Origin of the sequence: Moraxella sp. ZY200743, from assembly GCF_050885545.1 — a bacterium.
In the GTDB taxonomy this organism is placed as follows: domain Bacteria; phylum Pseudomonadota; class Gammaproteobacteria; order Pseudomonadales; family Moraxellaceae; genus Moraxella; species Moraxella haemolytica.
The window spans coordinates 88,411-103,170 of record NZ_CP091313.1 but is presented as its reverse complement, the minus strand read 5'-3'; the positions used below and the strand labels follow the sequence as shown (position 1 = coordinate 103,170).

The following is a 14,760-nucleotide window of genomic DNA, read 5'->3' as shown; positions in this document are numbered from 1 at the left end:
AATTTTTTACAAACCATCTCTTCATAGACAGCAACACCAAACTTAAGCTCATAAAAAAATCCAAGCGACTGCTTGGATTTTAAGAAAGCCAAAATCATCATACTCGCTCAATGATGGTGGCGATACCTTGACCCAGACCGATACACATCGTTGCAAGCCCCAACTCGGTATCTTGCTGCTCCATCACATTTAATAAAGTGGTGGTGATTCGTGCACCTGAACAACCAAGCGGATGCCCTAGAGCGATTGCACCGCCATGATGATTGACAATGTCTTGGCGGTCGTAAAGATCCAAACCTTTTAATACCGATAGGCCCTGAGCGGCAAAGGCTTCATTCAGCTCAATCGTCTGAATGTCAGAGATATTCACGCCTGCACGCTTTAATGCTTTTTGGGTGGCAGGTACAGGACCATAGCCCATGATGGCAGCATCACAGCCTGCCACTGCCATGCCACGAAGGCGAGCTCTTGGGGTTAATCCCAATGCTTTGGCCTTTTGGGCGGACATCACCAACATGGCAGACGCACCATCTGAGAGTGCCGATGCCGAACCTGCCGTTACTGTGCCATTGGCAGGGTCAAAGACAGGCCGTAGTTTTTGTAAACTTTCTAAACTGGCATCAAAACGAATGACCTCATCTTTTGTACATAACTGCAAATTACCTGCTTCATCATGCCCTTCCACGCCCACAATCTCACGGTCAAATCGTCCTTCAACGGTGGCTTTGGCGGCTTTTAGGTGCGAATTTAGAGCAAATTTGTCTTGCTCTTCTCGGCTAATACCATTCATGCGACCCAACAGCTCTGCGGTCAGACCCATCATGTTTGACGCTTTGGCGATTTGCTTTGAACTGCTTGGGTTTAAGTCCACACCATGCATCATCGCCACATGACCCATATGCTCAACCCCACCGATGATGAACACCTCGCCTTGATTGGTCATGATTTGAGCGGCGGCAGTATGCAATGCTTGCATGGACGAGCCACACAGACGGTTCACAGTCTGGGCTGATACATGCTTAGGAATGCCTGCCAATAGACTTGCATGGCGGGCGATATTCCAACCTTGTTCTAAGGTTTGGTTCACACAACCCCAGATGACATCTTCAAGCTCATTAGGGTCCAGATTATTTCTTTTAATCAATGCCTTCATCAACTTAGCTGACAAGGTTTCAGCTCGTACATGACGAAACATACCATTTTTGGATTTGCCCATGGCGGTGCGTACACCATCAACAATCACCACATCTTTTGGAGATAGAGTTGTCATAATTTTTCCTTAAATTCTTCTTGATTCATCATTAAGCGTAAAATGTTTTTTTGTCTTTTGCCATTTGCTTAAGCAACTCTGGGGCTTCATACGCACGACCAAGATGTGCATATTGATCACAAAGAGCGACAAACTCGCTTACACCAACTTGGTCGATATAACGGCACGGTCCACCACGAAACGGTGGAAATCCCAACCCCATCAACATCGCCATGTCTGCCTCACCAGCACTGGCGACAATGCCCTCCTCTAGGCAACGCACCGTCTCATTACAAAACGCCACCATCAAGCGGTCAATAATCTCTTGGTCATCAAATGACACGCCATTTGTATCTTGCACAGGTTGTAGCAACTCATAAACAGTCGCATCAACTGATTTTTTTTGCTTGCCTTTTTTATCAAGCTCATACCGATAAAAACCAAAGCCATTTTTTTGACCCAAACGATTGTTGGCAAACATCACGCTCGTAGCAGTTTGATACTCTGGTTTCATGCGGTCAGGAAAACCGTTCGCCATCACTTCACTGGCGTGTACTCCTGTATCAATTCCCACCACATCAAGCAGGTAGGCAGGACCCATAGGCCAGCCAAATTTTTCCATGACTTTATCAATCTTCACAAAGTCTGCACCGTGCTTGATGAGCAAATCAAACGCCCCAAAATAAGGGAATAACACACGATTCACCAAAAATCCTGGGCAATCATTAACCACAATCGGCGTTTTGCCCATTTTTTGGGCAAGAGCAACAGTAGTGGCAATCGCTTCATCGCTTGTCTTTTCGCCACGAATCACCTCAACAAGTGGCATACGATGCACAGGATTAAAAAAGTGCATACCCACAAAATTCTCTGGGCGTTTTAGTGCAGTGGCAAGCTCAGTAATGCTGATGGTGGAAGTATTAGATGCCAAAATCGCCTCATCTTTAATCAGGCTTTCGGTCTCGGCAAGCACTGATTTTTTTACTTTCTCATTTTCAACCACCGCCTCAATGATGATATCAGGGGTAGCAAAGTCGCCATAATTGAGCGTTGGGCGGATTTTTGATAGTGTCGCACCCATCTTAGTGGCATTGATTTTACCTCGCTCAACTTCTTTAGAAAGCAGTTTGCTCGCCTCATTCATGCCCAAATCAAGCTGTTCACTCTTGATGTCTTTCATGATGATGGGTAGCCCTTTAACCGCCGCTTGATAAGCAATACCACCACCCATAATGCCTGCACCAAGCACTGCCATCTCATTGATATCATGGGCATCTTTAGATTGCTCTTTGGCACGCTTTTTGACAAGCTGATCATTTAAGAACACCCCCACAAGTGCCTGTGCTTGTGGTGTCTTGGCAGCTTTGACAAAATTGGCCGCCTCCACCTTAATCGCCTCATCACGGTTAAGATTGGCGTGCTTTTCTACCGCTTCTAAGGCAAGAGCAATGGCAGGATAATGCTTAGGGTTGGCTTTGGCAAAAATCGCCCCTTTGACAGAATTAAACGCCATGATTTGTTCGGTCGCATTTAGCTTAACAGGCTCCAGCTTCTCCGCTCGTTTTGCCTGCCAATCAAGCTCACCTTGAATACACTTTTTGACCAAATCTTGTGCCGATTGTTCAAGATACTCATCTGACACCACCGCATCAACCAAGCCCGCTTTGATGGCATCAGCAGGCTTTAGGGCATTGCCTTTGGCAATCAGCTCTAGGGCATTATCCACCCCAATGATACGGGGGGCTCGTACCGAACCGCCAAATCCTGGAAAAATACCCAACTTGGTCTCAGGAAAACCCACCTGACCTGATGCACCAATGACACGATACTCGCACACCAAAGTCATCTCACAACCACCGCCTAACGCCGCACCATTGATAGCACAGACTTTTGGAAACGGCAAATCCTCAAAGCGGTTAAAGGTGCGGTTGATATCAAGTAGCCATGATTCAATCTCGCCTGCTGAACGCTGAAAATGACCAACGAACTCGGTGATGTCCGCCCCTGCAATGAATACTTTTTTGCCAGATGTTACAACAAGACCTTGTATGTCATCTCGCCCCTCAAGCAGTTCAACCACTTGGGTAAATTCAGCATTGGTCTTGGCGTCAAATTTATTGACGCTTTGTGATTGATTATCAAAACACAAGTTGGCGATACCATTCACTAAAGTCAATGTTAGGCTATTGCCTTTAAAAATTTCAGTCATTATCATGGTCCTTTGTTGATGAATTTACTGATGGGTTTTACTAGAAAGTTATTTTAATATAACAAACTTTTTGTCATTTGCGGTAGGATTTTTTAAAAAATTGACTGACAAGTCATGAAAAAAGCCCTGCCACCATCTAAGCGTCAGGGCTTTTAAGCGATTTAGCTTAATATGCCAAAAAAGTGTGATAAAAACAACAATGCAAAGCCCGTCAAAAACACCAACCCTGCCCAAGACAGCACCCTTAGCCATCTATGGAGATGCTCTTGTTCACGAGCCAATGCAAAGTTTAGCCATGCAAATACAGGAGCAGAAACGAACGCCATAATCATGGCAAATTTTAGCATACTGGTCAATGCCGACCCAAAATATAAAATCAGCACCAAGCCTGCCACACTAAAAAAGCTCAGCCATGCACGCAAGGTGTGTTTACCAAAATGATGCTTCTTGCGAATCAATCGTACCGACTCAGCATTAAGACGAGCGTAGCCATCAATCACCGTGATGGTCGAGCCAAACATACACAAAAACGCAATGGACGCCACAAGTAGCCCAGACCACTCGCCGATGGTTTGGGTGTACATACCAATCAGTTGCCCAACATATTTACCACCCACCAACTGAATCTCTTGACCTGAACCATACTGCACCAACGCCCCAAGTGCCAAAAACACGATGGCAAGTATCGCCGATGCCAAAAAACCCACATTAAAATCAAGCAATCCTTGCTCATGGGTCAGCTTAGGATTCTCACGGCGTTTTTGTATGGTCCATAAGGAAGTAATGGCAGAAATCTCAATAGGAGCTGGCATCCAACCCATGAGTGCCACAATAAACCCCAATGCCGCCAAATTAAAAGGACTGGCAGGCACAAAATCAGGGGCAACCACTGATGGTTTTCCCATGGCGATGGCAACAGCCAAAATGGTGGTGATGGTCAATAAGATGACAATCCATTTGGTAGCACCATCTAGCAATTTATAGCGACCTGCCACCAAAAACAACCAACTTGCCAATACCGAAATGACCGACAGCATAGGGATAGACAGCGACCAACTCTCTGGCAACAACTCCCCCAAAATAACCGCACAGAGCATCGCCACCGCCCCTGTACTGATAATCCCTGAGATGAATGCCATCACAAAAAATAGATAAAGATAAGCACGGCTTTTTTGGGCATAGCCCTCTACCAAAGATTTGCCAGACTCATAAGTATAATCAACCCCAAAACGAAAAAAGGGATATTTAAATAAGTTGGCAAGCACGATAAAGATGGCAAGTTGCCAACCGTACAAAGCCCCTGCTTGAGTTGATGAAATTAAATGCGAAGCCCCAATGGCAGCCGATGCCATCAAAATACCAGGCCCAAAGGCTTTCCAATTCATTGTAATCACTGCATTACTCCTAACAATCAGGCTAATATTCATCCCAAATTGGCTATACAAAGCTAGGTGGCATAGGTCAGTTGCAATAATAAAAAAGGCTTGGCAATATTTATCACTGCAAAAAATACAACCATAAATAAGCCCCAGTTGAAAATCACCAACTAGGGCTTATGCTTAAGAAATCACAGGCTCTTTACCCTCGTCAATGACCTCACGAGTAACCGATACTTCATTGACACCCTCCATGCTTGGTAATTCGTACATGGTATCAAGCAGGGCATTTTCAATGATAGAACGAAGACCCCTCGCCCCTGTTTTTCGCTTCATGGCTTTTTTGGCGATGGCGGTTAGGGCTTCTTCATCAAAGTTCAGCTTCGCCCCTTCCATCTCAAACAGGTACTGATATTGTTTGGTTAGGGCATTTTTTGGTTCGGTCAAAATCTGAACCAACGCCTCTTCATCAAGCTCATCTAGCGTAGCGATGACAGGCAGACGACCGATGAACTCTGGAATAATACCAAATCTCACCAAATCCTCAGGCTCAACCTCACGGAACAGCTCGCTGATTTTCGCCTCTTTTTTTGCCTTGACGGTGGCATTAAAGCCCATGCCTGTCGTCTCAGTACGCTGTTGAATGATACGGTCAAGCCCTGCAAACGCCCCACCAACGATGATGAGAATATTGCTTGTATCCACCTGAATCATCTCTTGGCGTGGGTGCTTGCGTCCACCTTGTGGCGGAATATTCGCTACTGTGCCTTCGATGATTTTTAAGAGTGCTTGTTGCACACCCTCACCTGAAACATCTCGAGTGATGGAGACATTTTCACTTTTTTTGGTGATTTTATCAATCTCATCAATATAAATAATGCCTTTTTGGGTACGCTCGATATCATAATCGGCGGCTTGTAGTAGCTTTTGGACGATGTTTTCCACATCTTCGCCCACATAGCCTGCCTCGGTCAAGGTTGTGGCATCTGCCATGGCAAATGGCACATCTAGTAGGCGTGCTAAAGTCTGAGCCAGTAGCGTCTTGCCTGACCCTGTCGGTCCGATTAGCAGAATGTTACTTTTGGCAAGCTCAACTTTCTCTTTGCTTGTCGCTTCATCTTTTTTGGCGGATTTTAGTCGCTTGTAGTGGTTATAGACCGCTACCGATAAGGCTTTTTTTGCCGTGTCTTGACCGATGACATATTCATCCAGATGAGCTCGTAGCTCTTTTGGGGTTGGTAGCTTGGCATTTTCCCACGCATCGGCATCTTTGGCTGATGAGTCATTCAACGGCTCAGCGTCAATGCCGGCACCTGCAAGCATATCCCCACATTGTGCTACGCATTCATTACAAATGCTAGCACCATCGCCTGCAATTAGTTTTTTGACTTCGGTTTTTTTCTTACCGCAAAATGAGCAAGTATTTAGTGTATCAGTCATGACGCCCCCTTACAGCTGTGCTGGGCGTCTATCAAGGACGCTATCAACCAAGCCGTATTCTTGTGCTTCGTACGCATCTAGCCAATAATCTCGCTCTACATCTCGCTCAACCTTTTCAAGTGGTTGACCTGTACGCTCGGCAAGTATGCGATTTAGGCGTTCACGGATTTTTAGGATTTCACGCGCACTAATCTCAATGTCGGTTGCTTGACCTTGTGCTCCACCTGATGGCTGATGAATCATGACACGGCTGTTCGCTAAGGCATAGCGTTTACCCTTCGCCCCTGCCGCCAATAAAAACGACCCCATGCTACACGCCTGCCCCATGCAGATGGTCGATACATCAGGCTTGATAAAATTCATGGTATCAAACATCGCCATGCCTGCTGTTACGACACCACCAGGGGAGTTGATATATAGATGAATGTCTTTTTCAGGATTCTCTGCTTCTAGGAACAAAAGCTGAGCGACAATCAAATTCGCCATGTGGTCTTCTACTTGACCTGTCAAGAAAATCACTCGCTCACGCAGTAGGCGAGAGAAAATGTCAAACGAACGCTCGCCACGCCCTGACTGCTCAATCACCATGGGTACAAGGGCGGAGCGTGGTGCGTGGTAAGTATCCATCAGTTGATCATAATACGGATTATGTTTCATGTGGTTCATTGATTTTCCCATTATTTACTAATCATTCACTAAATTAAAAACGAAAAATTTCTGCTATTCTACCACTAATTAAAAAATACCCCAAACACTGTTTGGGGTATTTTTATGGATTTATTGTAAGCCCAAAGAGATTATAGCTGTGCTTGCTGTGCAGCTGCCAATAAATCTTGGTATTTCACTTCTTTATCGGTTACTTTTGCTTGTGAAAGCAGATAGTCAACCACTTGATCTTCTAGTACCACAGCCTCGATACCGGCACGCTGCTGCTTGTCGTTGGTGTAGTATTCGATGACCTCAGACGGATCTTCATAGTTCTCTGCTGCTTCTGCAATGAATGCAGTAACTCGCTCTTGGTCAACTTCAAGACCTTGTTTTTCAATGATTTGGCTAGCCAATACGCCCAAACGCACCGCACGAAGTGCTTGGTCTTCAAACAACTCATTTGGTAGCATATCTGCACCAAAGCTGTTTGGATTAGTACCGAACTGCTGAGCGAAGCGTTGTAGCATTTGTTCACGCTGACGGTTAATCTCTTGCTCTAGCATTGCTTTTGGCACATCAAATTCATTCTTTTCAAGCAATGCGTCAAAAGCAGCTTGCTTGACTTGGTTACGAGCTGCATTCTTGATTTCACGCTCCATGTTCTTGCGAACATCGGCTTTTAGCTTATCAAGACCACCTTCTTTAACACCAAACAGCTCAAAGAACTCTTCGTTTAGCTCTGGTAGTTTTGGTGTTTTAACTTCTTTAACGCTGATTTTAAAATCTGCTTCTTTGCCTTGTAGGTTTTCAGCTTGGTAGTCTGCAGGGAAAGTTACCTTGATGGTTTTTTCTTCGCCAGCTTTCATGCCTTTCATGCCATCTTCAAAACCAGGAATCATGCGACCTGAACCGATGACCAAGCGATAATCTTCAGCTGCACCACCTTCAAACTTCTCGCCGTCAATCGTACCTTCAAAATCAAAAGTCGCTTCATCGCCATCTTCTAGCGCACCGTCTTTGGTCTCGTAAGTTTGGCGTTGCTTTTGTAGGTTTTCAATCATCGTATCTACATCTTCATCAGATACGGTGGCAGTTTGGCGTTCTACTTTAATCTCGCTAATGCCTTGAACTTCTACCGCTGGGAAAGTCTCAACAGTGGCTTGATAAACCAAAAAGTCATCTTCAAGTTTCACATCATCAATATTTGGTACGCCAACAGCACGCACTTTTTGCTCACTCATGGCTTCAAATACCGTATCACGAATCACATCGTTGATGACTTCTTGTTGAATGCCTGCACCATACTGGGCACGAATGTGGCTAACTGGCACTTTGCCCTTGCGGAAACCGTCAATCTTGGCAGTCTTTGCCACAGAACGGATACGGCTTTCAACACGGCTTTGAATGGTAGCGACAGGGACTTTTACAGTCAGTTGAGTCTCTTTGTCCGACAGTACATTGACTGTGATGTCTAAATTGCTCATGGTAATTACCTTAAAAAATTATTAAAAATCAATAGCTTAAAACAAAAAAATACAAATCCAAACAGGCAACAGATGCCATAAAATTCTTAAAAGATAGCCATTATAGCTTTTTTCCATAAAAATAACAAGCAAAAGACAGGCCCCCAGTTTATCAAGATTGCATCACACCAAGAGCGATAAACATCATGCTGTATCTGTGGTAGCAGGTGGCTTGTGGACATCAAACCACCACCCATCAAACCCTTGATAACCAATCGGTCGAGCAGTTTGGCTTTAGCTTAACTTTTTAGCATTGATATCAGTGATTGCAATGCTTGACCTCGATGACTGATTTTATTTTTCTTGGCTTTGTCTAACTGTGCTGAAGTTTTTTGTAATTCTGGTAGCCAAAAAAGCGGGTCATAGCCAAAACCATGCTCGCCTTGTGGCTGTGGCAAAATCTGCCCACGCCACAGACCTTGTGCGATGATTGGCAATGGATCATCTTGATGGCGAACAAGGGCAAGCACACAAACAAAAAAAGCCTCCACCGTCTCGCCCTTTTCAAAAAAAGGTGCTAGCTCACAAAGTAGCTTGTTATTATTCGCCAAGTCATTGCCATGCTCGCCTGCAAATCGTGCCGAATAAATCCCTGGAAAATTCCCCAAAATAGGCACACACAGTCCACTGTCATCAGCGATGGCAGGCAGTCCGCTCTTACTGCTTGCATGGCGTGCTTTAATCAACGCATTCTCCACGAACGACAGACCATCTTCGATGGCGTCATCAATGCCAAGCTCGCCTTGTGGGACGATGGTCAGCCCCAAATTTGTCTCATCAAACAACACCTGAAACTCAGCCAGTTTGCCTTTATTATTACTGGCTAAGACGATTTTTTGACTATCCAACATGACTTCACTCCACAAAACCTAAAAAAATAGTTAACTTGTTAATTTTTGGGCTGTCTCACCTGATGATGACCTGCGATGACTTATGATAACTGACATCATGCACCATTGTAGCACAAAAACCTTGATAACACTGGCACAAAAGCTCACCCAATGACCGCTGAATAGGTCAAAGTTACACACGCATACCCCAAAATAAGCATTTATCTTTTGGAATAACATTGCTACAATATCTTTTATATGTTAATCAACAATACATACCGCCCAACAGTTGTTAGTTTAGCATTTGCAATAATAGACTTCACATCAATAGGACAGATTATGCATGACGACAATACCTTACTGACGGCACAGACCTCTATCACACCCAGATCATCAGCGACACCCAGCACACATCGCTTTACCTTTTATGGCAGTGGGTCGGCTTATTTTAAGATTTGGATTGTCAATTTGTTTTTGACCATCATTACCTTAGGTATCTATTCGCCGTGGGCGAAAGTGCGTCGTCTGCGGTATTTTTATGGCAATACTGAAATCGGCGGAGAGACTTTTGACTTTACCGCCAGCCCAAAACGGATTTTAATTGGACGAATGATTGCCATTGTGGTTTATTTAGTAATCAATATTTTTAGTAATTTTTCGCCAGAGCTTGCCATCGCCGGCTTTCTTGTTTTGTTTGTTTTATTTCCATGGCTCATTCGTTCTACCATGCGTTTTATGGCAAGAAACAGTCAGTACAACAACATTCGCTTTGGCTTTGGGGGTACGCTTGGCACTTTATATATGATGTGTATCGCCATTGTATTATTAAACCTTGTCAGTTTTGGTCTGCTCATGCCATTTAGTCTTTGGTTGTTTAAACACTATCAATTTGATAACACCTATTTTGGACAGCTCAAATTCAACTTTAACACCAGCGTACTGGATTATTATAAAGCCATGCTATTGCCAATAGTACTATTCATCTTGATGATGGTCATCTCTGCTATTATTGGTTTTGGTGGCTATATGGATATCATCTCTGATATGGATAACGATACGATGACATCTATATTTGCGATAATGATTGGGCTGTTCTATGTGGGCATACTACTCATCATACCGCTCGTGCAAGGCTATCTACATAAAGCCATCTGGGGCAAGCTGACTTTGGGGGATAATCGCTTTGAGTTGGTGAATTTTAGTGTGATGAAATTTGCCCTAATCAACCTAACCAATTACATCGCCATCATCATAAGTCTGGGTCTGCTTTATCCATGGGCGAGCGTGCGTTTGCACCGCTATAAGACAGAGACGCTCTCACTGGTCGCTTATGATGACTTTGAAATGCTCACCACGCCAAGTGCAGACCATGTCTCACCGATTGGCGAAGAGATTAGTGATGTATTTGATTTTGATGTCTCGTGGTAATCATGGCAGAAGCGATTAACATTCGTTATTTTGATGGCAAAATCAGCAAGCCTCATTTAGCACGCTTAAGCCCCATCTTTTATCAAGGGCAGGCGGACGGCTTTGTCATCACATGGCAAAATAAGCATGGCTCACATGAACAACGCTACTTCATCAAAGACTGTGAATACCTACCCGCCATTGACAACTCGCCCCATGTACTGATGTTTCATGATGGGGCAAGGGCTGAGTTGGCGGTCATTCCTGATTGGCTAACACTTGACAACAAAAAACTGTTTGGCAACATCAAAAAGATGGAGACTCGCTGGAGTTGGATAGGAACAAGTCTCATCGTGGTGTGCCTGTTCGTCTTTGGGCTATTTCGCTACGGCATTCCTACCGCCTCTCACCATCTCGCCCAGAGCCTACCTGCAGATACGCTAGTTAGGCTTGGTGATCAGGCAGAAGACTATGTCATGGAGCTCACCTTGCCAAGCACCCTGCCCCAAGCACGCCAAGACGAAATCATCAGCCTATATGACAAGCTAGATAGCAACCCAAAAGCCAAAATACTGGTGCGCCATGGCGACTCTCTTGGTGCAAATGCCTTTGCCATTCCCAACAACACCATCGTCATCACCGATGAACTCATCAAGCTAAGTGATGATAATAATGAGATTCTCGCCGTGCTTGCCCACGAACAAGGGCATCTGGTACACCGCCACAGTCTAGAACAAGCCATCAGTAGCTTGGGTTTGGGTGTACTCATCGTCATCATCACAGGCGACACCTCTGATATCTTGCTCGCCTTGCCTACGCTACTGACGAGCAGTCATTACTCCCAAAAAGCAGAACTAGAAGCAGACAGGTTTGCCATCAATGAGCTGACACGCTTGGGCATTTCTCCCAAACATCTCGCCAGTTTTTTTGAAAAAATGCAAAAAGAACACGGCGAACAAGGGCATTGGTCCATCATCTCCACCCACCCTGACACCAACAAGCGTATCGAGCAGGTCAATCAACACAGCAAATAAACCCATCAAAAAAACCGCCCAATTATTCCCTTGTGATAATTGGGCGGTTTTTTTAGGTCATCTCCATAAGACAGCCACCACTTCATTTAAGCGTGTGCCACCATCCAATCACTTGTCATCTTGTCAGACTTACTTGCCCACGCCTGTATAAAACCCTTTATAACTCAACACCTGCTCATCATCAAAGACATTTTTGGCATCAAATATCGGCAAGGTAAAGTTATTTAATCTGCCCATATCAATCAGCTCATTCTCCGACCAGTTGATGATGAATAAGGCGTGGGCGGTTGTGAGCGTGTATGGGTCGCTTAGCAGTTGGAATAACGGCTGATCGCCATATAGACTTTTTAGTTCATCGGCAGTATTGACCGCATAAACGCAAGTTTTAATATCATACGCCCAGCACAGTTTTAGTAAGGCATGAATGGCACTGCCAGTGGTCTTTGGGGTATTGGTGCGATAACCCGCCCCCCAAATCACCACCTGCTTATTCTCAATCCCACCATTAAAATACTGCCAAAACTTTCTAAATATCAGCTCTTTTTGGTCGCCATTGACATCTGCCACTGCTTTTAATAGCGAAGTGTCCACGCCATTATCATGGAAACTTTGGGTTAAGTGTGCCAATTCATTGGGCAAAGTTTTACCACCAAATCCCCAACCTGCTTTTAGATAATGCGAGCCGATACGCTTATCTAGCCCCATCATCGTCTCAATCTGCTTGATATTCACGCCGACACCATCAGCCAGTCGTGCCATCTCATTGATGAAGGACAGCCGTGTGGCAAGCATTCCTATGATGCTTGCTCTTGCCAATTCAACGGTCTTAATATCAGCAAAATAGTGCTTGTCGCTATTTTTTATCAAAGACGCCAACACATCAGAATGATCAACGCTGCCCTGTAATTTCTCGCCAATCAGCAATAATTCAATATGAAAAAACGCATTAAAATTGTTACCGTCTTTTAAAAAATTAAATGGCACATAATACACCCAGTTGGTCGCTAACCGCTCTGCAAAATCATCAAAAAACCCCAATGGCTTTGCACCGCTTAAGATGACCTGTGAGCTTGGATTTAGGTCAAGATTAAGACAGTCATTATCATGATGCTCATCAAAAAACAGCCAATAATAAGGGGTCGGCTTTAGGTCGGCTTGAATGATGATTTTGTTATCAGTTACATAAAACTGCCACAATAACGACAATTGACGGTCAAACTGATAAGGCATCAAGACTTCATCTATCTGTTGTTGGCTTGCCAAAATAGACACCTGCCAAGCATGACTTGCCAAAAATATGGCGGTATTGATACTCTCATGATTGATGCCAATGATTTGAATCTGTTTCATTTGTTATCCAAAATGACTTTTAGTAAATGATTGGTAGAGCCATCAAAGCTACCCATATTGCCATTTAGCACGCCAAACACGCTTTGTGCCATCACCTTGCCGACTTCCACGCCCCATTGGTCAAAAGGGTTGATTTGCCAAATCACACTCATCACAAAGACTTTGTGCTCATACAGTGCGATGAGCGAACCTAGCGTCTTGGGCGATAAAGCACTCAGTAGCAAGGTGGTGGACGGCTGATTGCCTCGATATTGTTTAAATTGGCTAAATTGATCATCATGATTTCTTAATTCATCAGGCAAGGCACGATTGCCGAACGCCAACACCTGCGACTGGGCAAGGCAGTTTGCCAGTGATAATTTATGCTGATTGTCTAATTGTCTGTCATGTGCTTGGTGGTTGTCGTAGCGGTTGATGGGCGTGATAAAGTCGCACGATACCCTTTGAGTACCTTGATGTAACAGCTGATAAAAAGCGTGCTGAGCATTTGACCCAATATCTCCCCATAAAATTGGGCAGGTCTGATAAGCCACTTTTTGACCGTTGCGTGCCACTGATTTGCCATTAGATTCCATTTCAAGCTGAGTGAGATAATTGGGAAAAAATTTCAGCCGTCCATCGTAGGGTAAGACAGCATGGGCATTGATTCCCAAAAATGTCGCATTCCACACGCCAAGCAGACCCAACAGCACTGGCAGGTTTTGTTCAAACGAGCTTTGGGCAAAGTGTCTGTCCATGTCGCTTGCCCCTGCCAACAGCTCATAAAAGTTGTCCATGCCCACCTTAATCGCAATGGCAAGCCCAATCGCCGACCACATAGAAAAGCGTCCACCCACCCAGTCCCAAAGCAGTAGTTGGTTATCGTCATGGATTCCCCACTCGCTCATCTTGTCAGGGCGAGTAGAAATGCCAATAAAATGATGGCGTAAAACCGTCGGTCTATGATCACAAAAAGACAACAGCCACGACAAAGCCGTCTGTGCATTAGCGAGCGTATCGGCAGTGCCAAAAGATTTTGAAGAGATGATGAACAAAGTGGTCTGGGGATTTAGAGTTTTTAGCAAAGTATCAAGCTGAGTGCCGTCCATATTAGAGACAAAATGCACACGAGTATCGGTATCCGCCCACTCATCTAAAGCGACACTTGCCATCAATGGTCCAAGATCAGACCCACCCACTCCGATATTGACCACATCGCTCATCGCCCTGCCAGAATAGCCACGCCATACTTTGGTGCGGATACGCTCCACCATCGTTGCACATTTTTCTAAACTGGCGTGGACTTGACCGCCCACATCAATGCCGTCCACCATCAGCGTCTCGCCTTTAGGCAGTCTAAGGGCGGTGTGCAGGGCTGAGCGGTTTTCGGTGTCGTTGATTTTTTTGCCAGTCAATAAATCATTAATCCTACTGGATAATTCAAACTCATCTGCTAGCGTCAATAAATCCGCCAAAATCTCATCATCAATCGCCTGCTTACTAAAATCCATAAAAATATCGCAAGCACTGGCACTAAATCTCTCGCTTCGCTTAGGGTCAGACCAAAACAAATCGCCCAAATCTAGGGGCGTGGTGGCATAAGACCAAAGAGATTGCCAAGTTGTTGAGTGTGTTGTATTGAGCATGATATTATCCTGCAATTCCACATAAACTTTAGGTCATGAACCAAAAGACAAGCGTGTCTCAAACAGACC

General features: G+C 44.7%; 11 protein-coding genes. 2 read left to right on the top strand and 9 right to left on the bottom strand.

Translation table 11 applies throughout. The annotated features are described in order from the left end of the window. Nucleotides 1–97: 97 nt before the first annotated feature. The 7 genes from fadA to rdgB all read right to left on the bottom strand — a co-directional run bounded on the left by fadA (nt 98) and on the right by rdgB (nt 9,296). Nucleotides 98–1,270, bottom strand: a complete 1,173-nt coding sequence (fadA, locus tag L3D27_RS00390) for an acetyl-CoA C-acyltransferase FadA (RefSeq protein WP_432481251.1) — start codon at nt 1,268–1,270, stop codon at nt 98–100. 31 nt (nt 1,271–1,301) lie between these two features. Continuing rightward, nucleotides 1,302–3,458: a fatty acid oxidation complex subunit alpha FadB gene (fadB, locus tag L3D27_RS00385; protein ID WP_432481250.1), complete on the bottom strand. Its 2,157-nt coding sequence runs from the start codon at nt 3,456–3,458 to the stop codon at nt 1,302–1,304. A gap of 161 nt (nt 3,459–3,619) precedes the next feature. Further along, nucleotides 3,620–4,885: an NRAMP family divalent metal transporter gene (locus L3D27_RS00380; protein ID WP_432481249.1), complete on the bottom strand. Its 1,266-nt coding sequence runs from the start codon at nt 4,883–4,885 to the stop codon at nt 3,620–3,622. Nucleotides 4,886–5,017: 132 nt separating this feature from the next. Then, the gene (clpX, locus tag L3D27_RS00375) at nt 5,018–6,274 is read right to left on the bottom strand and encodes an ATP-dependent protease ATP-binding subunit ClpX (RefSeq protein WP_284673745.1); all 1,257 of its coding nucleotides are present in this window, start codon (nt 6,272–6,274) and stop codon (nt 5,018–5,020) included. 9 nt (nt 6,275–6,283) lie between these two features. After that, entirely contained in the window at nt 6,284–6,931 is a 648-nt protein-coding gene (clpP, locus tag L3D27_RS00370; RefSeq protein WP_432481842.1) for an ATP-dependent Clp endopeptidase proteolytic subunit ClpP, read from the bottom strand. Between the two features lie 140 nt (nt 6,932–7,071). Further along, the gene (gene tig, locus L3D27_RS00365) at nt 7,072–8,406 is read right to left on the bottom strand and encodes a trigger factor (protein WP_432481248.1); all 1,335 of its coding nucleotides are present in this window, start codon (nt 8,404–8,406) and stop codon (nt 7,072–7,074) included. Nucleotides 8,407–8,684: 278 nt separating this feature from the next. After that, the gene (gene rdgB, locus L3D27_RS00360) at nt 8,685–9,296 is read right to left on the bottom strand and encodes an RdgB/HAM1 family non-canonical purine NTP pyrophosphatase (protein WP_432481247.1); all 612 of its coding nucleotides are present in this window, start codon (nt 9,294–9,296) and stop codon (nt 8,685–8,687) included. Nucleotides 9,297–9,614: 318 nt separating this feature from the next. Here rdgB and L3D27_RS00355 point away from each other — a divergent pair, with 318 nt between their 5' ends. Then, nucleotides 9,615–10,703, top strand: a complete 1,089-nt coding sequence (locus L3D27_RS00355; RefSeq protein WP_432481246.1) for a YjgN family protein — start codon at nt 9,615–9,617, stop codon at nt 10,701–10,703. A gap of 2 nt (nt 10,704–10,705) precedes the next feature. Then, nucleotides 10,706–11,716 (top strand): M48 family metallopeptidase, encoded by a 1,011-nt coding sequence (locus tag L3D27_RS00350; RefSeq protein WP_432481245.1) that lies wholly within the window; start codon nt 10,706–10,708, stop codon nt 11,714–11,716. Between the two features lie 129 nt (nt 11,717–11,845). Here the strand turns inward: L3D27_RS00350 and L3D27_RS00345 are convergent, their stop codons facing one another. Together L3D27_RS00345 and pgi are read right to left on the bottom strand one after the other, a co-directional pair. Continuing rightward, nucleotides 11,846–13,066: a UDP-glucose 6-dehydrogenase gene (locus tag L3D27_RS00345; protein WP_284673739.1), complete on the bottom strand. Its 1,221-nt coding sequence runs from the start codon at nt 13,064–13,066 to the stop codon at nt 11,846–11,848. Further along, nucleotides 13,063–14,691, bottom strand: coding sequence for a glucose-6-phosphate isomerase (gene pgi, locus L3D27_RS00340; RefSeq protein ID WP_284673738.1), 1,629 nt, complete (start codon nt 14,689–14,691; stop codon nt 13,063–13,065). The genes L3D27_RS00345 and pgi overlap by 4 nt, the downstream gene beginning before the upstream one ends. Nucleotides 14,692–14,760: the final 69 nt, after the last annotated feature.

Excerpts from the sequence above, each read along its gene's own strand:
- clpP (WP_432481842.1), bottom strand. The coding sequence starts at position 6,931 with ATGAAACATAATCCGTATTATGATCAACTGATGGATACTTACCACGCA.
- L3D27_RS00355 (WP_432481246.1), top strand. The coding sequence starts at position 9,615 with ATGCATGACGACAATACCTTACTGACGGCACAGACCTCTATCACACCC.
- pgi (WP_284673738.1), bottom strand. The coding sequence starts at position 14,691 with ATGCTCAATACAACACACTCAACAACTTGGCAATCTCTTTGGTCTTAT.
- rdgB (WP_432481247.1), bottom strand. The coding sequence starts at position 9,296 with ATGTTGGATAGTCAAAAAATCGTCTTAGCCAGTAATAATAAAGGCAAA.
- tig (WP_432481248.1), bottom strand. The coding sequence starts at position 8,406 with ATGAGCAATTTAGACATCACAGTCAATGTACTGTCGGACAAAGAGACT.
- clpX (WP_284673745.1), bottom strand. The coding sequence starts at position 6,274 with ATGACTGATACACTAAATACTTGCTCATTTTGCGGTAAGAAAAAAACC.
- L3D27_RS00380 (WP_432481249.1), bottom strand. The coding sequence starts at position 4,885 with ATGAATATTAGCCTGATTGTTAGGAGTAATGCAGTGATTACAATGAAT.
- fadA (WP_432481251.1), bottom strand. The coding sequence starts at position 1,270 with ATGACAACTCTATCTCCAAAAGATGTGGTGATTGTTGATGGTGTACGC.
- L3D27_RS00350 (WP_432481245.1), top strand. The coding sequence starts at position 10,706 with ATGGCAGAAGCGATTAACATTCGTTATTTTGATGGCAAAATCAGCAAG.
- L3D27_RS00345 (WP_284673739.1), bottom strand. The coding sequence starts at position 13,066 with ATGAAACAGATTCAAATCATTGGCATCAATCATGAGAGTATCAATACC.
- fadB (WP_432481250.1), bottom strand. The coding sequence starts at position 3,458 with ATGACTGAAATTTTTAAAGGCAATAGCCTAACATTGACTTTAGTGAAT.